At 60.1% G+C, this 21,855-nt stretch carries 19 protein-coding genes and 1 riboswitch; of the genes, 12 read left to right on the top strand and 7 right to left on the bottom strand.

Features of this window, described 5'->3' with window-relative positions; translation table 11 throughout:
- Positions 1-1,491, bottom strand: coding sequence for a class I SAM-dependent DNA methyltransferase (locus tag ACGHEN_RS08125; RefSeq protein WP_118256651.1), 1,491 nt, complete (start codon positions 1,489-1,491; stop codon positions 1-3).
- Positions 1,481-2,980, bottom strand: a complete 1,500-nt coding sequence (locus ACGHEN_RS08120; protein WP_118256650.1) for a class I SAM-dependent DNA methyltransferase — start codon at positions 2,978-2,980, stop codon at positions 1,481-1,483. The genes ACGHEN_RS08125 and ACGHEN_RS08120 overlap by 11 nt, the downstream gene beginning before the upstream one ends.
- Positions 2,981-3,110: 130 nt before the next feature.
- Here ACGHEN_RS08120 and ACGHEN_RS08115 point away from each other — a divergent pair, with 130 nt between their 5' ends.
- Positions 3,111-3,662 (top strand): restriction endonuclease subunit S, encoded by a 552-nt coding sequence (locus ACGHEN_RS08115; RefSeq protein ID WP_118256649.1) that lies wholly within the window; start codon positions 3,111-3,113, stop codon positions 3,660-3,662.
- Here the strand turns inward: ACGHEN_RS08115 and xerA are convergent.
- Together xerA and ACGHEN_RS08105 are read right to left on the bottom strand one after the other, a co-directional pair.
- Entirely contained in the window at positions 3,631-4,614 is a 984-nt protein-coding gene (gene xerA, locus ACGHEN_RS08110) for a site-specific tyrosine recombinase/integron integrase (protein ID WP_118256648.1), read from the bottom strand. The two genes, ACGHEN_RS08115 and xerA, sit on opposite strands and share 32 nt — an antisense overlap.
- 421 nt (positions 4,615-5,035) lie before the next feature.
- A complete protein-coding gene (locus tag ACGHEN_RS08105; protein ID WP_118094452.1) occupies positions 5,036-5,569 on the bottom strand; it encodes a hypothetical protein in 534 nt (177 codons plus the stop codon).
- 8 nt (positions 5,570-5,577) lie between these two features.
- A riboswitch (SAM riboswitch) is annotated at positions 5,578-5,668 on the bottom strand.
- Positions 5,669-5,936: 268 nt separating this feature from the next.
- Between ACGHEN_RS08105 and ACGHEN_RS08100 the strand changes: the two genes are divergently transcribed.
- Positions 5,937-7,259 carry an ATP-binding protein gene (locus tag ACGHEN_RS08100; protein ID WP_118256646.1) on the top strand — a complete coding sequence of 441 codons (1,323 nt, stop codon included), beginning with the start codon at positions 5,937-5,939 and terminating at the stop codon, positions 7,257-7,259.
- A gap of 37 nt (positions 7,260-7,296) precedes the next feature.
- Here the strand turns inward: ACGHEN_RS08100 and ACGHEN_RS08095 are convergent, their stop codons facing one another.
- Both ACGHEN_RS08095 and ACGHEN_RS08090 read right to left on the bottom strand, forming a co-directional pair.
- The gene (locus tag ACGHEN_RS08095; RefSeq protein ID WP_390398676.1) at positions 7,297-8,283 is read right to left on the bottom strand and encodes a hypothetical protein; all 987 of its coding nucleotides are present in this window, start codon (positions 8,281-8,283) and stop codon (positions 7,297-7,299) included.
- A gap of 123 nt (positions 8,284-8,406) precedes the next feature.
- Positions 8,407-9,060 (bottom strand): transcriptional regulator, encoded by a 654-nt coding sequence (locus ACGHEN_RS08090; protein WP_117647522.1) that lies wholly within the window; start codon positions 9,058-9,060, stop codon positions 8,407-8,409.
- Positions 9,061-9,337: 277 nt separating this feature from the next.
- Here ACGHEN_RS08090 and dpaL point away from each other — a divergent pair, with 277 nt between their 5' ends.
- The 6 genes from dpaL (at position 9,338) to hydA (ending at position 16,713) form a co-directional block, all read left to right on the top strand.
- Positions 9,338-10,552 (top strand): diaminopropionate ammonia-lyase, encoded by a 1,215-nt coding sequence (gene dpaL, locus ACGHEN_RS08085; RefSeq protein ID WP_117583046.1) that lies wholly within the window; start codon positions 9,338-9,340, stop codon positions 10,550-10,552.
- 237 nt (positions 10,553-10,789) lie between these two features.
- A complete protein-coding gene (locus ACGHEN_RS08080) occupies positions 10,790-12,175 on the top strand; it encodes a YgeY family selenium metabolism-linked hydrolase (RefSeq protein ID WP_055252228.1) in 1,386 nt (461 codons plus the stop codon).
- A 201-nt stretch (positions 12,176-12,376) separates the two neighbouring features.
- Complete coding sequence (ygeW, locus tag ACGHEN_RS08075) at positions 12,377-13,579, top strand: knotted carbamoyltransferase YgeW (protein WP_055252229.1); 1,203 nt, start codon at positions 12,377-12,379, stop codon at positions 13,577-13,579.
- Between the two features lie 14 nt (positions 13,580-13,593).
- Positions 13,594-14,544: a carbamate kinase gene (gene arcC, locus ACGHEN_RS08070; protein ID WP_390398673.1), complete on the top strand. Its 951-nt coding sequence runs from the start codon at positions 13,594-13,596 to the stop codon at positions 14,542-14,544.
- A 177-nt stretch (positions 14,545-14,721) separates the two neighbouring features.
- Complete coding sequence (locus ACGHEN_RS08065; protein WP_117854464.1) at positions 14,722-15,336, top strand: nucleotidyltransferase family protein; 615 nt, start codon at positions 14,722-14,724, stop codon at positions 15,334-15,336.
- Positions 15,337-15,345: 9 nt separating this feature from the next.
- Positions 15,346-16,713 carry a dihydropyrimidinase gene (hydA, locus tag ACGHEN_RS08060; RefSeq protein ID WP_117758830.1) on the top strand — a complete coding sequence of 456 codons (1,368 nt, stop codon included), beginning with the start codon at positions 15,346-15,348 and terminating at the stop codon, positions 16,711-16,713.
- A gap of 79 nt (positions 16,714-16,792) precedes the next feature.
- On the opposite strand, the gene yqeC is transcribed toward hydA, so the two are convergent.
- A complete protein-coding gene (yqeC, locus tag ACGHEN_RS08055; protein WP_349103053.1) occupies positions 16,793-17,530 on the bottom strand; it encodes a selenium cofactor biosynthesis protein YqeC in 738 nt (245 codons plus the stop codon).
- Between the two features lie 102 nt (positions 17,531-17,632).
- On the opposite strand from yqeC, the gene yqeB reads away from it, so the two are divergent.
- The 4 genes from yqeB to rplE all read left to right on the top strand — a co-directional run bounded on the left by yqeB (position 17,633) and on the right by rplE (position 21,800).
- Complete coding sequence (yqeB, locus tag ACGHEN_RS08050; RefSeq protein ID WP_089573559.1) at positions 17,633-18,427, top strand: selenium-dependent molybdenum cofactor biosynthesis protein YqeB; 795 nt, start codon at positions 17,633-17,635, stop codon at positions 18,425-18,427.
- A gap of 9 nt (positions 18,428-18,436) precedes the next feature.
- The gene (locus ACGHEN_RS08045; protein ID WP_390398671.1) at positions 18,437-19,480 is read left to right on the top strand and encodes an XdhC family protein; all 1,044 of its coding nucleotides are present in this window, start codon (positions 18,437-18,439) and stop codon (positions 19,478-19,480) included.
- A gap of 127 nt (positions 19,481-19,607) precedes the next feature.
- Entirely contained in the window at positions 19,608-20,921 is a 1,314-nt protein-coding gene (locus ACGHEN_RS08040; protein WP_390398670.1) for a uracil-xanthine permease family protein, read from the top strand.
- Positions 20,922-21,242: 321 nt separating this feature from the next.
- Positions 21,243-21,800 (top strand): 50S ribosomal protein L5, encoded by a 558-nt coding sequence (gene rplE / locus ACGHEN_RS08035; protein WP_006235260.1) that lies wholly within the window; start codon positions 21,243-21,245, stop codon positions 21,798-21,800.
- Positions 21,801-21,855: the final 55 nt, after the last annotated feature.

The following is a 21,855-nucleotide window of genomic DNA, read 5'->3' as shown; positions in this document are numbered from 1 at the left end:
TTACTCACCATCGTTTTCATGCAATTTCGCAGCAATATTATCGAGCAGGGACGCGGCCTCTGTGGAGGCGGCTCTCCAGCTTTCTACCGTCTCCTCGATGCTTCTATCGTCAGCATTTTCATCATTGGCGGGCTTCACGTACAGAGGGATGGAGAGCGAGAAAGCGTTGTCCTCGAGCTCACTAAACGATGCGTGGGATGAGAAACCTTCGATGTCCTCGTCAGATCGGTAGGCATCGACGATTCTCTTGATGTGTTGAGGCTCAAGGTAGCTTTGCGCGTTCTTGCGGGTTACCTCGGCAGAGGCGTCTACGAACAGTATTTTCTTGCTTCGATTCGGCGCTTTCTCGCTGCGGCAGATGAGGATGCAGGCCTCCATGGGCGAGTTGAAGAAGAGGTTTGCGCCGAGTCCGATGACCGCCTCAACGAGATCGCTTCTCACGAGCCTTTCGCGCATCTCCGATTCCTCGTTGCGGAAGAGTACGCCATGGGGAAGAAGGATGGCGCACCTTCCACTCCTCGGGTCCATGCTCTTGAGGATATGCTGTATGAAGGCATAGTCGGCCCGCCCCTGCGGCGGGGTGCCGAGGAAGTTGCGGCCGTAGGGGTCCGACGCGAACGCCTCGCGGTCCCATTGCTTGATCGAATAGGGAGGATTAGCGAGCACCATATCGAAGGTGCGTAGCTTTCCCGCCTCGAGGAAGGCTGGGTGCCGCAGCGTGTCGTCGTTTGCAATCTCGAAGTCCTCGACGCCGTGCAGGAATAGGTTCATGCGTCCGATGGCGGAGGATAGCTGGTTGATCTCCTGTCCGTAGGCGTGAACGTTGCGCCATTCCTCTCCGTGCTGTTTGAGGTGGGCGATGGAGGAGATGAGCATGCCGGCGCTGCCGCAGGTGGGGTCGTAGATGGACTCGCCCGGTTTGGGTTGGAGGATCTCGGTCATCAGATGGACGACCGTGCGGTTGGTGTAGAACTCCTGTGCCGTGTGCCCTGAGTCGTCTGCGAACTTCTTGATGAGGTACTCGTAGCCCTGACCGAGTTCGTCCTCGGGACAATTGGCGATGGAGAGCGTTATAGCGCTGAAGTGCTCGATGAGGTCCTTGAGCAGGCGGTCGGGAAGTCGTTTCTTGTTAGTCCAGGCGGCGTCGCCGAAGATGCCACGCAGCTTGGAGCCGTTGGCCGTCTCGATGACGCGGAAGGCGCCTACGATCGCCTTACCGACGTTTTCCGTTGCCTCACGGATATCGCACCAGTGGGCGCCGTCCGGGATTGCGAAGCTGTGGTTCTCGGGAAGGGCTGCGAACTCCGCATCTCCGCCGGAGGCTTCCAACGCTTCGGCGGTCTCCTCGTCGTAGACGTCGGAGAGACGCTTGAAGAACAGCAGCGGGAAGATGTACTGCTTGTACGACCCGGCATCGATGTAGGTGCGTAGCAGAACGGCCGCGTTCCATAGATGGTTGTTTAGCTCTTCCTGGGGGATTCTACTCTCCATCGACATAGCCTCCCTTCGTTAGCAGATCGAGGAGCCTCTCCTCGGATTCCTTCGTTTGCTGGAGGAGGTCGTAGAAGCGTTTTCTTGTCTCCGTCGGCGGCTCGACCTTCTCGCGTTTTCTTTCGACGTAGTTGTTCGCCGAGAGCACGTATCCCTCGCGTTCGATGTCAGCGAGCGTTGCTATGGCGCATTTTTCGACGACGGGCTCGTAGGAGCGATAGAGGGAGAGCATCTCCTGCGCATTCTCTTCCGAGATCACGTTCTGCGCGCGCTGAGCAGTGAAGATCTTGCTGCCGTCGATGATGCAGACACGCCCTTGGTGCTCGGCGGGTTTTTCGTTTCTGAGAAACAGCACACAGGCGGAGACACCGGTGCTGTAGAAGACGCCGCTCGCGAGCGAGATCACTGCCTCGACCTTGTCCGACTTGAGCAACTCCTTGCGGATGGTGCCCTCCTTGCCGCCGTGGAACAGTGCGCCCTGGGGCAGCACTACAGCGCAGCGACCGCTCTTCTCGTCCATGGAGCAGACCATATGCTGCACCCATGCGAAGTCCGCCGACTTGTCCGTGGGGACGCCCCAGATGTTGCGGCCCCACGGGTCCGAGGAGAACTCTGCGGATCCCCAGTTCTTAAGGGAGAAGGGCGGATTGGCGAGGACGCAGTCGAATGTCCTGAGGGCATTCCCGGCAAGGAAGGCGGGGTCGCGCAGGGTGTCCCCCTGGGTGATGCGAAAGTCCTTCGCACCGTGGAGGTAGAGGTTCATGCGTGCTATGGCAGACGTGCTTAGGTTCTTCTCCTGGCCGTAGAGCTTGCCGTAGGCGAGCCTCGAGTTGTCCATCTGACGTACTGCCTCGATGAGCATGCCGCCCGTGCCGCATGCGGGGTCATAGACGGTCTCTCCGGGCTTTGGCTCGAGCAGGGAGACCATCATCTTCACGATCTCCCTCGGGGTGTAGAACTCGCCGGCGTTCTTCTTCTGCATGTCGGCGAACTTCTTGATCAGGTACTCGTAGGCGTCGCCCATCATGTCGGCGTTATAGCTACTGTTGCCGAACTTCTTTGCAGAGAAATGCTCGATGAGGTCTTTCAGGCGTTCGTCGGAGAGCTTGCCCTTGTCCGTCCAGCTCGCGTCGTCGAAGCTGCTGAAGAGGCCGCTGAGGGTATCGGGGTTAGCGCGCTCGATACCCACCATGGCGTCAACGATTGCTTTGCCGACGTTCGCGCCGGTGTTGCGCACATCCTGCCAATGGCAGCCGTCCGGCACCGCGAAGCTGTGGTTTTCAGGCAGGGCGGCGTAGTCTTCGTCTCCGCCCGACATCTCTAGAGCCTCGGCGGCCTCCTCGTCGTAGACGTCTGAGATGCGCTTGAAGAAGAGCAACGGCGTGATGTAGCTCTTGTACTCGTCCTGGTTGATGGGGCCACGCAGGATATCGCAGGCTCCGAGTAAGTGGTTTCCCAGCTCGGATTTACTTATCGGTTCTTCAGTCATTCAGGTACCTATGAGCTTAAAAATACAAATTACAGCTCTTGTGATTATACCGTCATATTTGCCGAGGTAAATGAGCTGAGCATCGCCGACCATTCAGACATCCTGCGCCTGTAAATCACAATTTGTCGAGATGTTCGGACGTCTGAATAGCACGGACTTGAAGCCTCTCAAGGATGTGTGTTCAATTATTACTGATGGAACGCACCAGCCCCCGAAGTTCGTTGACAGGGGAATCCCGTTTCTTTTTGTCAGCAATATCACCTCAGATACTGTTAACTACGATACGAATAAGTTCATTTCCGTAGAAGACTATGAGCAGCTTATCCGTCGAACTCCGATTGAGGTCGGTGATGTCCTTGTTTCTGCCGTGGGCTCGTTTGGCCATCCTGCGATTGTCGAAGACGATAGGCCATTTTGTTTTCAGCGCCATATCGCATACCTAAAGCCTCGGCATGATTTGATCGACAGCAATTATCTACACGCTGCCTTACTTTCTGAGGACGCACAAAGATATATGGATCGGTGCGCAAAAGGCGCCGCCCAACGAACCGTAACTTTGAAGAGTTTCAAGGAAATGAAGGTCCCGGTTCCCCCGTTTTCCCTCCAGCAGGAGTTCGCTGACTTCGTCGCCCAGGTCGACAAATCGAAATTTAAGTTAGGTACCTGCGGTGGGATGCTTTGACGTTGCGCTGGTCGACCATCGCGTACCTTAATGTGGTGTCTATTTTTTTATGGCCAAGGAGCACCTGGACTTGTTCGATGGGCATTCCTTTGTCGATTGCCTTTGTAGCAAGCGTTCTTCTGAACTTATGAGGGTGGACCCTTCCTAAATCAAGCTCGCGCCCCAGTTTTCTAAGCAGCGCCTCGACGCCGCCAATTTGTAGCCTCTCGTGTGGCGCCTTGCTCGATACGAAGAGTGCTTCCGAGCTGTCCATTCGGGTTGACAGGTAATTCTCAATATGGACTTTAGTCTTTGCGTCAAAATATACGATGCGGTCCTTATTTCCCTTGCCGTGTACGATGCACTCACGATTGATGGTGTCGATGGAGCTCCTGTCCAACGAGACAAGTTCGCCCACACGCATGCCCGTGGAGCGCAACAGGTCGATCAGGGCAAGGTTTCGGGGCGACCCGCAGTTATCGCAAAGAATCTCAACGACTTCATCGCTATACGTTTCCTTTATGGGTTGCGGAGCCTTGACTCTTTTAATGCGTCTAACCGGGCTCTTAATGATATGGTCCTCGTCTTCGAGCCATGAGTAGAAGCTTGAGATGATTCTTCGGACATTGTCGACGGTGACGCGACTGACGCCGGCTTTTTGCTGATAGTCGGAAAGATAGGACCTAATCTCTTCGGTTCCCAGGTCGCAAGCTGGTGTATCGAATGATTCAAGCATTTTATTGATGGTGGTTTCGTAGTAGGAGATGGTCCTATCCGAGCAGCCTTCGAGGCGTTTTGCAGACAGAAAAAGATCCAGGAATGATTCGCTTTCACCGTCGCCGCAGTCTTCAGCTAATTGGCTTTCATCGAAAAGGCAGTGCGATAAAACCTTTTTGAGCTGGCGGTTCTGCTGCGTGGTCAGGTAGGGGAGCATGAGACGGGTAATTTCTCTAGCCGTTTTCGTGAGATCCATGGTGGCGTCCTTCCTTGCACGGTGGGTGGCGCTATTTCCCTTTGTTTACCCGTGCGTTATGGAAGGGATGCCGGGTGGCACTTCCGCTGGGCCGCGTCAAGGGAACCCGTGAAACCCCGCGCAGACCTCCGCATCACTCCGGTGCGGCTTTGCCTGCAGAGTGAGATGTTCAGAAGCGTTTTATTAACGGGGGATGTCTTTCGGATTCTTTTGATGGGGATGTGGAAACACTGATGAAGTTTACGAATAGCGAGGTTGAGGGGTTCGCCTGTGCCCATCGCCTCTCGTGTGCGGATGGATGGTGCCGGTGGTTGTTTGAGACTGCAGTCGCGCCGACGGGATTGGTTGGGGTCGGTACAAGGCGAGCACGCCCCATGCCGTTATGGTAGATGCATCTTTGTCGATAGAGCGCTCGATTAATCTACGCGGGAGCGCTGAGAAGATCTTCCAGCATCGGGTCTACCCCGGCGGCGACCATGCCCTCGATCAGGTGCTGGGCGTGGAACCGACCAACTGTCCATGCGATATATGAAAGCATCTGATAAGCGCGCTCCTTGATATCAAATGCAGCTTTGCTTAGAACGATTGCCTCTGCGATGTCGGCAAATGCGTCGTGATCTCCCCATGTCTTACAGGCTTGTATCATGCCCTGGTCGATAGCATCCATAACAAAGGCGCCGGATCCGTCCGCAACGCACGCGCCGTCGGCGAAGAGCTTCCAGCTGGACGGCTCACGCGAGTCATCTCCAAGAAGCTTAATCTGCAACACATGCGGATTGCCAGCAACGCAGAGCTCCTCCTCGAGCTTCTGTACCGTAAAGCGCATCTGGTGGGAGAGGCTGCTCTTGACCATGGACGAGGCGTAGCCGCTCGGCTTGTCCAGAAGATGTATTCGTTTTGGCTTGGCTGCCAGGTTGTGGAAGTTGCGCTCACTGCGCACGGAGAAATTGTCCATACGGACTCCTTTCATCGATGTTGGCAGGGCCACCGTGCCTCTTGGCCGGTTGGCGTCGGGGTCGTGGAGCCAACTCTCTACCCCGACTCTGGATAAAACGTGCCCGCTCCTTGCAGGCACGGTGGAGTCTATCAGCGCGCGCGGACACAAATCAAGCGCGCTTGCGAAATGACGCGCGGGCGGCGCTTGATTTCGCCGGCTGCTGTTAGGCTTAAATTCGAAAAAATGTCGAAATATCCCGTGTAAAAGTACGGAAAAGTGTCGTGATACACACTTTAAAACCTCGAAAAAGTGTCGAAATGAGCACCTAGCAACCACGGAAAAGTGTATCCTAGTGCTAAAACAGCACGTAATAAGGGGTACGCTTATGCTGCAGAGAAAAGCGAAAGCACAGTTTGAATCTTGGCTTGCCTCGTCGCCTAACAAGGCTCTTTTGGTCAAGGGCGCCCGACAGGTGGGAAAGTCATATTTGGTCAACGTCTTTGCAAGCGAATCGTTCGAAAATGTCGTGACGTTCGACCTTATCGCCGACGCGTCCGTGCGCGATTCGTTTTTGGCGGCAAAAAGCGCGGATGACCTGCTTATGCGCATGTCTATTGCTGCAACGCAGCCGATGGTTGCGAACAAGACCGTTGTGGTTATCGACGAGGTGCAGCGATGCCCCAACGTGGTGACGTTTATCAAATATCTGGTCCAGCGCGGCGACTTTCGATACATCCTTACCGGATCGCTCCTTGGCGTTGAGCTCGAGGGCATCGATTCCCTGCCGGTGGGGTATGTCGAGCAGGTCCAGATGTGCCCGCTCGACTTTGAGGAGTTTTGCTGGGCAAATGGCGTTGGTGCCAGCGTGTTTGACATGCTCAGAGACCGTCTAAAGGATGAGGGGGAGCTCCCCGGCTACCTGTATGACCGCTTGTTCGATCTGTTCCATCAGTATGTGGTGGTGGGAGGCATGCCCGACGCGGTCAATTCCTTCTTGGCGACGCGCAATGTCGACGAGGTTCGAAACATCCATCGCGATCTTCACGCCCTGTATCGCGATGACATCGCAAAGTACGCTCCGCCCGAGCTACGCTTGGTTATTCGCGATATCTATGATTTGATTCCCAGCGAGGCCGGCTCCAAAAACAAGCGATTCAAGCTGTCGTCGATTAACGGTGTCAAACGTTTTTCGCAGGTGACAGATCATTTTCTCTGGTTGTCGGAGGCGGGTGTCGCGCTTCCCGTGTATAACGTAACGGCGCCCGTGGCACCCCTTTTATTGGGGGAGCAGCGAAATCTATTTAAGCTGTTTTACTTGGACACCGGAATGCTCATGTCGTCGTATTCCAAAAGGGTCGCCCAAGGCGTTTTTGATGGGGAGGCGGAAGACGCCTTTGGCATGAACATGGGGGCGGCGTTTGAGGGCTTCGTTGCCCAAGAGCTCAAAGCCCACGGATTCAGATTGCGCTACTTTACGTCTAAAAAAGTCGGCGAGCTCGATTTTGTGGAGGAGACGCTCGATGGGGAGGTCCTTGCCATCGAGGTCAAGTCGGGCAAGAGCTTTAAGTCCCATGCGGCGCTCGACAACGCGCTCGCGACGAAGGGTTACGGAATCGATCGCGCCCTGGTACTTGCGGAATGTAATCTTCACCGCGATGGTGACGTGCTGTATCTGCCCATCTTTATGGCAGGGCTTTTGGAGCCGTAACATGCCGCCGGCTCTTCCGGCCCTCCCTTAACCCTCGCTACTCGTCGTCTCCGTCGTTGGGGTCGCCCTTGAGGGTGTTGATGTCCAGGTACTCGTTATCGTCCTCTTTTTGCTGGGTCTCCGACTCCGCTTGGGTGGGGCTGGAGAACAGCCGGAATCCCTCAAACGCAATGACACCGAGCAGGGCAATGACAATGGCGATAAAGGCAACCTTGACTGCCTGCGGAAATTCCGAAAAACGCAGCGACTTTTCCTCGGCGTAATAATCGGCGAAGCGCTCTTCGCCCGTGCTTTTGGTATACGCCGGTGCGGACGCGGCCTCCGGGTCATATTCCGGTGCAGGCGTGGCGGCGTACGGATCGTTGAGATAATCGCTCGATGTGGTGCCATAATCCTCGGTCTCGATGCGACCGGCGTCAGCATAGCCATCGGAATAATCGGAATATGCCGCACCGCCCTCATAGCCCGCGGCGCTCGTGTTGGCGGCAAAAAGCGGATTAACTGGAACGTCGAGCGCCGGCATGCCGGTAGAGGTCTCATCCAGATCGGCTGCAGCCCAGGAATCGTAGGCAACCTGATGGGCAACGGGCTCATCGAGCCTTGTGACCGGAGGCTTGCGTGCCGCAGGAACAGGCAACTGCCGGGCGCTGTACATAACGGTGCTGTCGGCCGATTTGCCCTGCGTCGCTGCAGCGAGAAACGCCGCCGTCTCGGACGGGTCGCTTGCGGGGCGGGGAGTGGGCGTGGGCGCCGAAGTGGGTGTGGGCGCAGACGCGGGCGTCGAAACAGGCGACTGCGCAGGAGCCGGCGCAGATGCGGGCTTAGGCGCAAGTGCGGGATTGGGGCTTGACGGACGAGCCCCGCCGCCCATGAGTTCGTCGGCGGTCCACGGGCGATCATCCATCACGTCGTCAAGGCTCAGCGAAAACAGGTCGTCTTCACCCTCATCGAACATGCGGTGCACATGTCCACCAATTGCCGGAATCAATCCGCGACCGGTGCATGATGCCTTGCTCAACGCCATTCTGTTCCACCCTTTCGAAATACTAATGACATCGATTATATGGAACTTCCCAAGCGGCTCGGTCTTGGATTCGAGCTTTCCAGAACTCGCGCCCAAAAGGGGAGGGGCAATCTAGGCGAGTGCCTACTTGTCGTCGGCCGCCGCCTTGGCCTCATTGAGGTAGCTATAGAAGCTGTACTTGGAGATGCCAAAGAACTCGCAGGCGCGTTCGCTCGACTTGGAAATGAGGAAGGCGCCGCGACGGTCGAGGTAGCCAATGGCACGAATGCGCTCGTCTTTGGTCATGAGTGCCGCGGGCTTGCCCACAAACTGTTCGCACTCGTGCAGCAGGTCCTCGAGCAGGTCGCCGATGTTCTTGGTAATGGGCTCGGGCTCGGTGTAGCCCGTGCCGCCGGTGCCGGTAAAGGCGTCGAGCGAACGCTCAAAAGCCTTCATAAGCGTAATGTCAAAGTTGATGCCCAAAATGCCGACGGGCTTGCCCTCATCGTTGCGGATAAAGATGGTCGAGGACTTGAGCAGCTTGCCATCGGCGGTTTTGGTGAGGTACGGCTCGCGGTCGTGCACGTCGGCGGTGCCCTCGTGCATGGATTCAAGCACAATATGGCTGGGGCCGTCACCCAGTTTGCGCCCGCTGACGTGGCCGTTTTCGATCACTACGATGGAGCGGTCCACGTCCTCGGTCTCCAGGTCGTGGACGACGACTTCGCAGTTGGGGCCAAATTGGAGCGCCAGGCCGTGTGCAAGGCGCTTGTAGAACTCAATCTGTGCGGGGGTCATGGGTGCCTTCCTAAAAATTAGTTTGGGCTCACTGTGCCATAAACCCCACTTGTTCGCAAATAACGAAAGCGTCGCTGTGTTATGTGACCGTTCGGCGGCGAAAAGGTACCGATTACGGCAACAAACAATTTGTTAGGTTTTCCAATCAAAAAGTGTGATAGAACAGTGCTAACAAACTTTTTGTTTGGCATCCACATAAAAGTTCAGCCGTGTGAATGGGATCGGGCTGAAACGCGTATGCGGGGGCCGGCAAGAGAGGACTTAAGGAGTTCACCGTATGGCCGATAAGATCCAGTGGGCGGGCAACACGATGCCCAAGAGCGATGATAAGCACTTGGGAATCATGAGCCTCGACCACGTGAAGAAGGCCCGCGCCTTCCACCAGTCGTTCCCTCAATATACCGTCACTCCGCTTGCCCGCCTGGACGGTCAGGCTGCGCGCCTGGGCCTGTCCAACCTGTGCGTTAAGGACGAGAGCTACCGCTTTGGCCTCAACGCCTTTAAGGTCCTGGGCGGATCGTTTGCCATGGCCAACTACATTGCCGACGAGACCGGCAAGGACGTTGCCGACTGCACCTTCGATTACCTGACCTCCGATCAGCTGGCCGAGGACTTTGGCCAGGCTACCTTCTTTACCGCCACCGACGGCAACCATGGCCGCGGCGTGGCATGGGCTGCCAACAAGCTGGGCCAGAAGGCCGTCGTGCACATGCCCAAGGGTTCCACCAAGCCCCGCTTCGATAACATTGCCGCCGAGGGCGCCACGGTGACCATCGAAGAGGTCAACTACGACGAGTGCGTGCGCATGGCCGCCGCCGAGGCCGACGCCTGTGAGCGCGGCGTCATCGTTCAGGACACCGCCTGGGAGGGCTACGAGAAGATCCCGTCCTGGATCATGGAGGGCTACGGCACCATGGCTTCCGAGGCTGCCGAGCAGCTGCGCGAGATGGCCATCAACCGCCCGACGCACGTCTTTGTCCAGGCTGGCGTAGGCTCGCTCGCCGGCGCCGTGGTGGGCTACTTCACCAACCTGTATCCCGATAACCCGCCCACCTTCGTCGTGGTCGAGTGCGCACCGGCCGCCTGCCTGTACAAGGGCGCTGCCGCCGGCGACGGCGACCCGCGCATCGTGGACGGCGACATGCCCTCCATCATGGCCGGTCTGTGCTGCGGCGAGCCCAACATTCTGGGTTGGGATATCCTGCGCAACCACACCACCGCCTTCGTGTCCTGCCCCGACTGGGTCACCGCTCGCGGCATGCGCACCCTGGGCGCTCCCGAGAAGGGCGACCCGCGCGTTATCTCCGGCGAGTCCGGCGCCGTGACCACCGGTCTGGTCGAGACCCTTATGCTCGATCCCGAGTACGCCGAGCTCAAGGAGCTCATCGGCCTGGACAAGACGAGCTCCGTGCTCTGCTTCTCCACCGAGGGCGACACCGATCCGGATCAGTACCGTCGCATCGTCTGGGAGGGCGAGTATCCGACCTGCTAGCAGACTGACCTGTCCGGAGGCAGCCGGAGGACTTTACTCCCTGCTCGGACAGTCCTGCTCGCACGGAGAGCACATTAAGTGCTCTCCGGCTCGTGCGGAACTCGCGACGGAGCAAAGTCCTCCGTCCGCCTCCTATGGTTACTTGCTTGTGGGGTGCTCAACCTCACGCCGCTTGGCACAAGTGATCTATCTGAAATATCTACCTGTAGGTAAACCCTTGTAGAAAGGTTGACTGTTATGGCTAAAGAACTCGATTTCGACGCTATCAAGGCTGCTGCTGAGTCTCACCGCGCTGACATGACCCGCTTCCTGCGCGCTATGATCTCCCATCCCTCTGAGTCCTGCGAGGAGGGTGAGGTTGTCGCTTGCATCAAGGCCGAGATGGAGAGCCTTGGCTATGACGAGGTCAAGGTCGACGGCCTGGGCAACGTCATGGGCTTTATGGGCGAGGGCGACAAGATCATCGCCATCGACTCCCACATCGACACCGTCGGCATCGGCAACATCGAGAACTGGGATGCCGATCCCTATGAGGGCTACGAGACCGACGAGATCATCTACGGCCGCGGCGGCTCCGACCAGGAGGGTGGCATGGCTTCTGCTACCTACGCTGCCAAGATGATGAAGGACATGGGCCTCATCCCCGAGGGCTACAAGATCATGGTCGTCGGCACCGTCCAGGAAGAGGACTGCGACGGCATGTGCTGGCAGTACATCTACAACAAGGACGGCATTAAGCCCGAGTTCGTCATTTCCACCGAGCCCACCGACGGCGGCATCTATCGCGGTCACCGCGGCCGCATGGAGATCCGCGTCGACGTTCACGGCACCTCCTGCCACGGCTCCGCTCCCGACCGCGGCGACAACGCCATCTACAAGATGGCCGACATCATCGCCGACGTCCGCGCCCTCAACAACAACGGCTGTGACGAGTCGACCGACATCAAGGGCCTCGTCAAGATGCTCGACCCCAAGTACAACCCCGAGCACTTCGAGGACGCCCGCTTTCTGGGCCGCGGCACCTGCACCGTCAGCCAGATCTTCTACACCAGCCCCAGCCGCTGCGCTGTCGCTGACTCCTGCGCCATCTCCATCGACCGTCGCATGACCGCCGGCGAGACCTGGGAGTCCTGCCTGGACGAGATCCGTAACCTGCCGGCCGCCAAGAAGTACGGCGACGACGTGAAGGTCTCCATGTACATGTACGACCGTCCGTCCTGGACCGGCGAGGTCTACGAGACCGAGGCTTACTTCCCCACGTGGATCAACAAGGAGACCGCTCCGCACGTCAAGGCCCTCGTCGACGCCCACAAGGCCATGTTCGGTGACGAGCGCATCGGCTGCGAGCCCAGCATGGACAAGCGCACCGGTCGCCCGCTGTGCGACAAGTGGACCTTCTCCACGAACTGCGTTTCCATCCAGGGCCGCTACGGCATCCCCTGCGTCGGCTTTGGCCCGGGTGCCGAGTCTCAGGCTCACGCTCCCAACGAGGTCACCTACAAGGACGACCTGGTCACCGCTGCCGCCATGTATGTGGCTGCCCTGAACCTCTACGATCCGAGCCAGGCCGATGGCGACGCCACCGTGTTCCGCGCCGGTCTGACCAACAACAAGATCGACTAGTCCCATTCCTCGATTTTGTTGAGCCGGGGGCCGCTCGTGTCCCCGGCACCCCCTGTTGACTTGGGGCCCGCGGTCGTTATCTCCCATGCTTCCTCAACGGTAGTGGGTCCTCGTCATAGCGCTCTGCATGTTCTAGCCACACGCGCATGCCGGAGCACATCTACTCATTGCAATCGTTTCATCTTTGGAAAGGATATTTACATGGATGCCAAGTTTACCGAGCTCGTCGAGCAGCTGAACGGCCTCGATTTTAAGGGCATGTACGGCAGCGACTTCCTGCACACCTGGGATAAGACCACCGATGAGCTCAAGGCGCTCTACATCGTCGCCGATGCCCTGCGCGAGCTGCGTGAGAACAACGTTTCGTCCAAGATCTTCGACTCGGGCCTGGCCGTCTCCCTGTTCCGCGACAACTCCACCCGTACGCGCTTCTCCTTCTCTAAGGCCGCCAACCTGCTCGGCCTCGAGCTGCAGGACCTGGACGAGAAGAAGTCCCAGATCGCTCACGGCGAGACCGTCCGCGAGACCGCTACCATGATCTCCTTCATGGCCGACGTCATCGGCATCCGCGACGACATGTACATCGGCAAGGGCGACGCCTACATGGCCGAGGTCTCCGAGTCTGTCCAGCAGGCCTACGAGGACGGCGTTCTGGATCACCGTCCCACGCTCATCTCCCTGCAGTCCGACTCCGATCACCCCACGCAGTCCTCTGCCGACATGCTCTACCTCATCAACGAGTTTGGCGGTCTTGAGAACCTCAAGGGCAAGAAGGTTGCCGTCACCTGGGCCTATTCGCCCTCTTACGGCAAGCCGCTGTCCTGCCCGCAGTCGCTGATCAGCCTGCTGCCCCGCTTTGGCATGGACGTCACCCTGGCCCACCCCGAGGGCTACGACCTCATGCCCGAGGTCGTCGAGCGTGCCAAGGGCTATGCCGCCGAGTCCGGCACCACCTTTAAGCAGGTCAACACCATGGCTGAGGCCTTCGAGGGCGCCGACATCGTGATCCCCAAGAGCTGGGCTCCGTTTGCCGCCATGGAGAAGCGTACCAACCTGTACGCCGAGGGCGACGACGCCGGCATCGCTGCGCTCGAGAAGGAGCTGCTCGCTCAGAACGCTACGCATCAGGATTGGTGCTCCACGACCGAGCTCATGGAGAAGACCGCCAACGGCCAGGACACCATCTTTATGCATCCGCTGCCCGCCGACATCTCCGGTGTCTCCTGCGAGCACGGCGAGGTCAACGCCGACGTCTTTGACATGCATCGTGTGGGCATGTACAAGGAGGCCAGCTACAAGCCGTACGCCATCGCAGCCATGATGTTCCTGCAGAAGGTTGCCGATCCCGCCGCTACCCTTAAGGCCCTCGACGAGCGCAACACCGCCCGTTGGTTCCAGGCCTAAAGCTGGGCTGAGAAATGGCTAAGCGTATTGTTGTCGCCCTGGGTGGAAACGCCCTCGGCGCCAACCTTCCCGAGCAGATGGAGGCCGTCAAGACGACTTCCAAGGCTATCGTCGACCTGATCGAGGAGGGCAACGAGGTTGTCGTCGTGCATGGCAACGGTCCCCAGGTGGGTATGATCGCCAACGCGATGGCCGAGCTCACGCGCTCTAACCCTCAGAAGTACGTTCCCTGCCCGCTGTCCGTTTGCGGCGCCATGAGCCAGGGCTACATTGGCTATGACCTGCAAAATGCGCTGCGCGAGGAAATGCTCGACCGCAATATCGACAAGGGTGTCGCCACCGTGCTCACCCAGGTCGAGGTTGCGGCAGACGACCCGGCCTTTGCCGACCCGGTCAAGCCGATCGGTCCGTGGATGAGCGAGGCCGAGGCCAAGGAGCTGGAGGCCGACCGCGGCTACCAGTTCATCCACGACGAGAAGCAGGGCTTCCGTCGCGTGGTGGCTTCGCCCAAGCCCGTGAACATCGTCGAGCTCGACACCGTCAAGTCGCTCGTCGAGTCCAACCACGTGGTGATCTCCTGCGGCGGTGGCGGCATTCCCGTCACCAAGGCCCAGGGCAACCACCTTAAGGGCGCTGCCGCCGTCATCGATAAGGACTTTGCGGCCGAGAAGCTCGCCGAGCAGCTCGATGCCGATGCCCTGATTATCCTGACGGCCGTGGAGAAGGTTGCCATTGGCTTTGGCACCGACCACGAGCAGTGGCTCGACACGCTGACCGCGGCTGACGTAAAGCGTCTGTCCGAGGCCAACGAGTTCGGTCGCGGCTCCATGCTGCCCAAGGTCCAGGCCGCCTCGACGTTTGCCGAGAGCAAGCCGGGCCGCACGGCGCTCATCACGCTGCTCGAGAAGGCGCGTGACGGTCTTGCCGGCAAGACCGGTACCACGTTTACCGGCGACGCTGAGTAGGCATATCTGCACCATTGAGGAGGGTGCCCTGCGTCGCGGGGTGCCCTCCTTTGTGCTATGGGGAGCCAAGAGGCGTTCGCTGGAAAACGAGTGCGTGCCTGTTCCGACGGAGTGTGAGCTTGCTATGGTGGGTATAGCAACTATGGTGTCCAAGGCAGCCAGGGGAGGTTTGCGGAGATGAAACTCGGTTGCGTCATTATGGCTTCGGGCGAGGGCAAGCGGTTTGGCTCTAACAAGATGCTCGCCGATATCTATGGCGAGCCGCTGATTGCCCGGACCATCGATTCGGTCCCCGGGGGCTTTGATGTTGTGGTTTCGACGCGTTGGCCCGAGGTCGCCCATATTTGCGAGGACAAGCATTGCCCGTGCGTGCTGCACGATGGCGAGCTGCGCAGCGAAAGCGTCCGTGCGGGCCTTTCGTGGGGAGTCGAACGCAACTGGAAAGGTTGCCTCTTTTTGCCGGGCGACCAGCCACTTGTGAGTTCGGATTCTTTTGAGGCGCTCGCCGGTGCTTTTAAGGCCAACGGCGGCGTCGCGCCCGTGCGTCTTGCCCTAAACGGCGAGCCGGCCTCTCCGGTGCTGTTCCCCGCGAGCTTCTTTCCCAACCTTATGGGGCTTAAAGGAAAGGACGGCGGATCGTCGCTGCTGCGCGGCCGTGCCGATGTCCAGCTGGTCGAGGCGCGTGCCTACGAGCTGTGGGATGTCGACACCGCCAAGGGCCAGCGCCGCGTCTCGGAGCATATCGCCGCCTGCTCGTATTTTGATCGCGTGGCCAACTGCATCAATCAATAAGGAGCAATTATGATCATCATCAAAAACGGCGCACTCGTGACGCCCCAAGGGCTTCGCCGCGCCGATCTTGCCATGGATGGCGATAAGATCGTACGGATTGCCGCGGCGATTGAGCCGGCCGAGGGCGATACCGTCGAGGATGCTGCGGGCTGCTGGGTGTTCCCGGGCTTTATCGATGGGCACACGCACATGCAGTGCTGGACCGGCATGGATTGGACAGCCGATAGCTTTGAGACCGGCACGCGCGCGGCTGCCTGCGGCGGCACGACGACCATTGTGGACTACGCGACGGCCGATCGCGGCGTGACCATGCCCGATGCCTTGGTCGAGTGGCATCATCGCGCCGACGGCACCTGCACCGCCAACTATGCCTTCCATATGGCGCTTGCCGAGTGGAATGAGCGCAACCGCGCCGATCTTTCGGCCATGCGCGAGGCGGGCGTGTCGTCGTTTAAGACCTACTTTGCCTACGACCATCTGCGCCTGGACGATGCCGAGACGCTCGAGGTGCTGGAGGAGCTCAAGCGCGTGGGCGGTATCCTGTGCGTGCATTGCGAGAACGGCACGTTGGTCAACGCGCTGCAGAAGCGCGTGTTTGAGCAGGGTATCCACGGGCCCGAGGGCCATGCGCTCAGCCGTCCGGACGTGTGTGAGGCCGAGGCCGTGAGCCGCCTGCTGTATCTGGCGCACTTGGCCGGGGACGCTCCGGTCAACGTGGTGCACCTTTCGACCAAGCTGGGGCTCGAGGCCATTCGCGCTGCCAAAGCGCACGGGCAGAAGAACATCTATGTCGAGACCTGCCCTCAGTATCTGATGCTCGACGACACCTGCTATCTGGAGCAGGGCGAGGACGGCTTTGCGGGCGCCAAGTACGTGATGAGCCCGCCGCTGCGCCATGCCGGTGACCGTGCCGCGCTGCGCGAGGCGCTTGTGGCTGGCGAGATCGATACTATTGCGACCGATCATTGCAGCTTTAACCTGCACGGGCAAAAGGACCGAGGACGCGATGATTTCCGCGCGATTCCCAACGGCGGGCCCGGCGTGGAGCATCGTCCCGTTGCGATTGCCACGAGCTTTGAGGGACAGCTGGGTCCCGAGGATCTGTGCCGCTTGATGAGCGAGAATCCGGCGCGCGTTTTTGGCATGTATCCGCGCAAGGGCTGTCTTGCCGAGGGCGCCGATGCCGACGTGTGCGTGTGGGATCCGTGCGCGCGTTGGACGATCAGCGCCGCGACGCAGCATCAGGCCGTGGACTACACGCCGCTCGAGGGCTTTGAGGCACATGGCCGCGCCAAGGCCGTGTTTGTGAACGGCGTGCTGGCGGCACGCGACGGCGAGCCCACCGGAGCCCAACCCGGCCGCTACGTGCCCCGCTAACGGGAAGACCGCCGGGGTAGCTAATTTGGGAGATGATTTTTTGGGACGGGGTAGCAAAAAGAGCCCCGTCCCAAATTTGCTACCCCTGGAGGCTGGTGGCGATGAGGGGGCGGTTGAGGGCTGCCTCGAAGCGATCTGCCATTGTTGGGTCGGCAAGCGTGTCGGCTTGGTTGAGCATGATACGGGCATTGTTGAGGTTCAGCATCTGCAGCTCGGCATTGAGCACCTGGGCGACGCGCTCTGGGGTGGCAGCGTCGGTGGGCTCGCAGCCGCAGCGCTCGCAGAAGAGCTCGGGGCGGTGGACAACCTCGGCGACGGGCTTGCCCAGCCCCGAGGCGCCGACGACCCAGACAACGTTTGTCGCTGCGGCGGGAATTACCGGCTCCCAGGCGGCATGTGCCTTGAGCGGGAGTCGCTTGCTGCCATCTGCCTCGGCCAACACATAGTCAAAGCGCTGCGCCAGCTGGTCGAGCGGCTCAGCGGGGGCGGAGAGCTTGCCTGTCTCCGGGTCCAAAACACCCGTCTGGCAGATGCTTCCGCGGACAAGTCCCGCGCATGCCTCGCAGGTGCAGCCGGGAACATGTAGGGTCCCCGGCTTCCAAGGCGCGGCGTCCAGGCGACGGCTCGACCCGTCCCATGGCACGCCGGCGACGGGAAACATGTGCGTGGTGGTACAGAGGAGCACGCGGCCGCCAGCGCGCATGAGCTCGAGACCCAGCGTCTTCAGCAGCGTCGACTTGCCGCCACTGCCGATAATCGCGGTAATGCCCGACTCGATCCTGAGCGCGGAGGCAAGATTGCCGCTAACCGTTTCCATCTGTTCACCGCCGTATAATACTATGATAATAAATAATCATCAGAGTAGCGGCCGAACCGCTTTTGCTCTGCTCAAACCGTAGCACAGGGAGGTGCCCCGGGAATGCTCGTTTATGTTCGCGGCGCCGGCGATATCGCCACGGGCGTCGCCGCTCGCTTGGTGCGCGCCGGCGTTTCGGTCGTTATGGCCGATATCGCGGTTCCCACGTGCATCCGCCGCACAATCTGTTTTTGCGAGGCCATTCGCCTGGGCGAGGTCGAGGTCGAAGGCATTCGCGCTCGCTTGGCACGGACGCCGGCTGAGGCGCTTGAGATTACCGAGGCTGGAGACGTCGCTGTTGTGGTGGACCCTCAGGCCAAGATGCTCGGCGAGCTGAAACCCGCGGCTGTGGTCGACGCGATTTTGGCTAAGCGCAACTTGGGCACCACGCGCGACATGGCGCCTGCCGTCATCGCTGTGGGGCCGGGCTTTACCGCGCCGGTTGACTGCGACGCCGTGGTCGAGACCATGCGCGGGCATTTTCTCGGCCGTGTCATTACCCAAGGTTCGCCCCAGCCCAACACGGGCGTGCCGGGCATTATCGCCGGCTATGGCAAGGAACGTGTTATCCACAGCCCCGCCGCCGGCGTGTTTCGGTCCGACCGCGCAATCGGCGACATCGTGAGCGCCGGAGACGTGATTGGCTACGCGGGCGATACGCCCATGTGCACGCAGATCGATGGCTGTCTGCGCGGGCTTTTGGCGAACGGCGTGCAGGTGACTGAGGGCTTTAAATGCGCCGATGTCGACCCGCGCGGCGATGCCAGCTATATCAACTACATTTCGGACAAAGCGACGTCGGTCGGCGGCGGCGTGCTCGAGGCACTCGCTATGCTCACCGATGTCTTTAGAGGATAGAAGGCGGCAATGGAAAAGCTCGATGTTGTGAATGCGGCGCTTGCCGCCCTGCGTGCTGGCGAGACGTGCGAGCTGGTGGTCGTGGCCGGTACGGCGGGGTCGTCCCCGCGCGGTGTGGGCGCCTGGATGGCCGTCTTTGCCGATGGCAGCCAGGCGGGCACTATCGGCGGCGGCAAGATTGAGCTCTTTGCGCTGGATGAGGCGCGCGAGCTCCTGAGCGCGGGACAGTCGCGTCTGGTCCGCTACACCATGGGCGGCGAGAACTCCGATACCGGCATGATCTGCGGCGGAGCCATCTGCCTGTGCTATCTGCGCCTGGATGTATCGCAGGCGCCGTTGTTCCAGTCGGTTGCCGACATCTTGGCCTATCGGCGCATCGGCGACTTCGTCATCGACTTTGAGCCGTTTATCGCGAGCGTGCTCGAGGGCGATGTGGCCGAGTACCATGGCGAGGAATCGCGCCGCACCATTGCGGGCTGCCCCGGGCTTTCGCTGGTGGAGGAGGGGAGTAAGGTCACCTACACCAACGCCGCCTCCGAGATTCCCACGGCGCACATCGAGACGCTCTGCCCCGAGGGCCTGACCTATATCTTTGGCTGCGGCCACGTGGGCGCTGCGACGGCGCGGGTGCTCACGGCGGCGGGCTTTGCCGTCGTGGCTTGCGACGACCGCCCCGGCACGCTGACCCCCGATTGGGTGCCCGGTGTCTACGACCGTCGTCTGGTCGACTACAAGAGCCTGAGCAAGCAGTGCCCCATCGGCCCGCGCGACCTGGTGGTCGTCGCCACGGCGGGTCACAAGTCCGATATCGATGTGGTGATTCAGGCCATGCGCGCCAAACCCGCCTATCTGGGCTGCTTGGGCTCGCGCCGCAAGACCGCCTTTGTGCGCGCCCGCCTGGAGCAGGAGGGCTTTACGCAGGAGCAGATCGACGAGCTGCACCTGCCGATTGGTGTCGCCATCGAGGCCGAGGACCCCGAGGAGATCGCCATCTCCATCGCCGCCGAGATGATCCACCTGCGTCGCACCAAACTCGTCCCCCGCAAGCGCTAGTCGCATCCCAAATGAGCTGCCCCAGCCCTCTGCCGCATGCGGGTCAAAATGCTACCTGTGCCATATGCCCTATAATGTCCGACCGTTGAGCGGCATGGGGCCGCTGCCTAGGGTATGGGAGGCGCAAATGGCAGAGTCGGCAGCAGGGGATGCCCTGTTCGAGCGTACGGGAAAAGTTTCGTTTGTGCAGGTATTACCCCATGCACTGCAGCATGTGCTGGCGGCATTCGCGGGTATCGTCACGCCCGCCATCATTATCGCGTCGGTCTGTGGCTTTACCCCTCAAGAGGAAGCCGCTGTCATCCAGGCGTCGCTCGTCCTCTCGGCGCTCGACATTTTCCTTCAACAGTTCCCCATAAAAGGTGTCGTCGGTTCGGGCCTGCCCATCGTGATGGGCGCGAGCTTCACCTTCGTGCCGGCGCTCAAGGCGGTCGGTCTCGAGCTCGGCTTTGAGGCCGTGCTGGGCGCCCAGGCAATCGGTGGCGCGCTCGTCGTGCTCTTCGGCCTGCTGTTTAGGCGCGTGAGCTTTCTGTTCCCGGCCCCGGTGCTCGGCACCGTCATCTTTGTCATTGGCCTGTCACTATGCCCAGTGGCGGTTGCCTCCATGGCGGGCGGGGAGGGCGCGGCCGATTTTGGCAGTGTCACCAACTGGGCCGTCGCGCTCGTGACGTTTGTCGTTACCTTTATGGCCGGCAACTACGGCAAGGGCGCGCTTAGACTGGGCAGCATCCTGGCCGGTATCTGCGCGGGCTTTGTTTTGGCTGCGGTGTTGGGCATGGTCGATTTCTCGGCCATCGCGACTGCCAGCTGGTTCGCCCCGCCGGCTCTGGGCGCCCATCGCCTGGTGTTCGACCCGGCCGCGTGCGCCGTCGTGGGCGTTGTCGCCATTGTCAACGCCGTGCAGGTCATGGGCGAGTTTGCCACCGTGTCGTCCGCTGCGCTCGATATCCCTGCGACCGATAGCCAGATCTCGGGTGGCCTGATCGCCAACGGCCTGGTCGGTATGCTGTCAGGCTTTTTGGGCGGCGTCCCCACGGCAACCTTTGGCCAGAATGTGGGCATTATCGCCGAGAACAAGGTCGTCAACCGCATGGTCTTTACGCTTGCCGCCGCCATCTTGCTCATCGCGGGCCTGCTGCCCAAGTGTGCGGCGGTACTCACGTCCATTCCGCAGCCGGTAATCGGCGGCGCCACGATCGGCGTGTTCGCGACCATCGGTATGAACGGTGTGGTCATGTTTGCCCGCCACGGCCTGCCTCAGCGCGATACCACGCTCATGGGTCTCTCTATCGCCTTTGGCACGGGCATTGAGCGCACGGCCGGCGCGCTTGCCGGCGCTGGATTCCCCGCATGGGTTGGCACCGTCTTTGGCGGATCCTCCATTGCCGTCGCCGCGCTCGTTGCTGTGATCCTCAACCTGGTCCTCCCGCGCCAAAAATAACGCCCCATATATGAGTTGCGGTGGAATAGGGACTGTTTAAGCCTTTTAAGCCATCAAACAGTCCCTATCTCACCGCAACTGCTGTTTTCCTCCGTGCCCTAGGGATCAATTTGTGCGGGGGAGTTGTGGAGTTGTGCAGGCAGACGAGGTTTTTCTGGAAATACGCTCCCGATGCGCGTATAGTACCGATTGTTTTGTCGGCTCCTGCTGCGTCGAGTCCAAACCGCGAAATGCCATGAGCGGCGCGGATGCAGCCAGGAGGCACGAGGACAACCCATCGTGGCCACGCCCCGTGCTTAAAACCCCAAGAAGGAGTGAACAATGGCAGAAGAGAAGTATGTGCCGCGTCTGAAGACCAAGTACAACAACGAGGTCAAGCAGCAGCTTCAGGACAAGTTCCAGTACGAGAACGTCATGATGATCCCCAAGTTTGAGAAGATCGTCGTGAACATGGGCGTCGGCGAGGCCGCTACCGATTCCAAGGCCATCGACGGTGCCGTGCGCGACCTGCGCGCCATCACCGGCCAGCAGCCGATGATCACCCGTGCCCGCAAGTCCATCGCTACCTTCCGCCTGCGCGCTGGTATGCCGATCGGCTGCAAGGTTACCCTGCGTGGCGACCGTATGTGGGAGTTCTTCGATCGTCTGACCTCCGTCGCGATTCCCCGTATCCGCGACTTCCGCGGCATCTCCGCCAAGAGCTTCGACGGCCGTGGTAACTTCTCCATGGGCGTCACCGAGCAGCTCATCTTCCCCGAGATCGACTTCGACTCCGTCGATCACCAGCGTGGTATGGACATCACTTTCGTGACCACCGCCAATACCGATGAGGAGGCCAAGGCCCTTCTGGATGCCTTCGGTTTCCCGTTCAAGAAATAGGTTCACCTGCCCTATGAGCGCCGTTCCCAGAAGGGGGCGGCGCTTGGGGCGAACA

The sequence above is a fragment of the Collinsella sp. i06-0019-1H4 genome (assembly GCF_042849575.1).
GTDB lineage: Bacteria > Actinomycetota > Coriobacteriia > Coriobacteriales > Coriobacteriaceae > Collinsella.
This window is presented reverse-complemented; position numbering and strand designations above follow the sequence as displayed.

Coding starts and splice junctions, on each gene's coding strand:
- xerA (WP_118256648.1), bottom strand. CDS start 4,614: ATGGATCTCACGAAAACGGCTAGAGAAATTACCCGTCTCATGCTCCCC.
- yqeC (WP_349103053.1), bottom strand. CDS start 17,530: ATGGAAACGGTTAGCGGCAATCTTGCCTCCGCGCTCAGGATCGAGTCG.
- rplE (WP_006235260.1), top strand. CDS start 21,243: ATGGCAGAAGAGAAGTATGTGCCGCGTCTGAAGACCAAGTACAACAAC.
- ACGHEN_RS08095 (WP_390398676.1), bottom strand. CDS start 8,283: ATGGCGTTGAGCAAGGCATCATGCACCGGTCGCGGATTGATTCCGGCA.
- dpaL (WP_117583046.1), top strand. CDS start 9,338: ATGGCCGATAAGATCCAGTGGGCGGGCAACACGATGCCCAAGAGCGAT.
- yqeB (WP_089573559.1), top strand. CDS start 17,633: ATGCTCGTTTATGTTCGCGGCGCCGGCGATATCGCCACGGGCGTCGCC.
- ACGHEN_RS08045 (WP_390398671.1), top strand. CDS start 18,437: ATGGAAAAGCTCGATGTTGTGAATGCGGCGCTTGCCGCCCTGCGTGCT.
- ACGHEN_RS08120 (WP_118256650.1), bottom strand. CDS start 2,980: ATGACTGAAGAACCGATAAGTAAATCCGAGCTGGGAAACCACTTACTC.
- ACGHEN_RS08040 (WP_390398670.1), top strand. CDS start 19,608: ATGGCAGAGTCGGCAGCAGGGGATGCCCTGTTCGAGCGTACGGGAAAA.
- hydA (WP_117758830.1), top strand. CDS start 15,346: ATGATCATCATCAAAAACGGCGCACTCGTGACGCCCCAAGGGCTTCGC.
- ygeW (WP_055252229.1), top strand. CDS start 12,377: ATGGATGCCAAGTTTACCGAGCTCGTCGAGCAGCTGAACGGCCTCGAT.
- ACGHEN_RS08115 (WP_118256649.1), top strand. CDS start 3,111: ATGTTCGGACGTCTGAATAGCACGGACTTGAAGCCTCTCAAGGATGTG.
- ACGHEN_RS08065 (WP_117854464.1), top strand. CDS start 14,722: ATGAAACTCGGTTGCGTCATTATGGCTTCGGGCGAGGGCAAGCGGTTT.
- ACGHEN_RS08105 (WP_118094452.1), bottom strand. CDS start 5,569: ATGGACAATTTCTCCGTGCGCAGTGAGCGCAACTTCCACAACCTGGCA.
- arcC (WP_390398673.1), top strand. CDS start 13,594: ATGGCTAAGCGTATTGTTGTCGCCCTGGGTGGAAACGCCCTCGGCGCC.
- ACGHEN_RS08100 (WP_118256646.1), top strand. CDS start 5,937: ATGCTGCAGAGAAAAGCGAAAGCACAGTTTGAATCTTGGCTTGCCTCG.
- ACGHEN_RS08125 (WP_118256651.1), bottom strand. CDS start 1,491: ATGGAGAGTAGAATCCCCCAGGAAGAGCTAAACAACCATCTATGGAAC.
- ACGHEN_RS08080 (WP_055252228.1), top strand. CDS start 10,790: ATGGCTAAAGAACTCGATTTCGACGCTATCAAGGCTGCTGCTGAGTCT.
- ACGHEN_RS08090 (WP_117647522.1), bottom strand. CDS start 9,060: ATGACCCCCGCACAGATTGAGTTCTACAAGCGCCTTGCACACGGCCTG.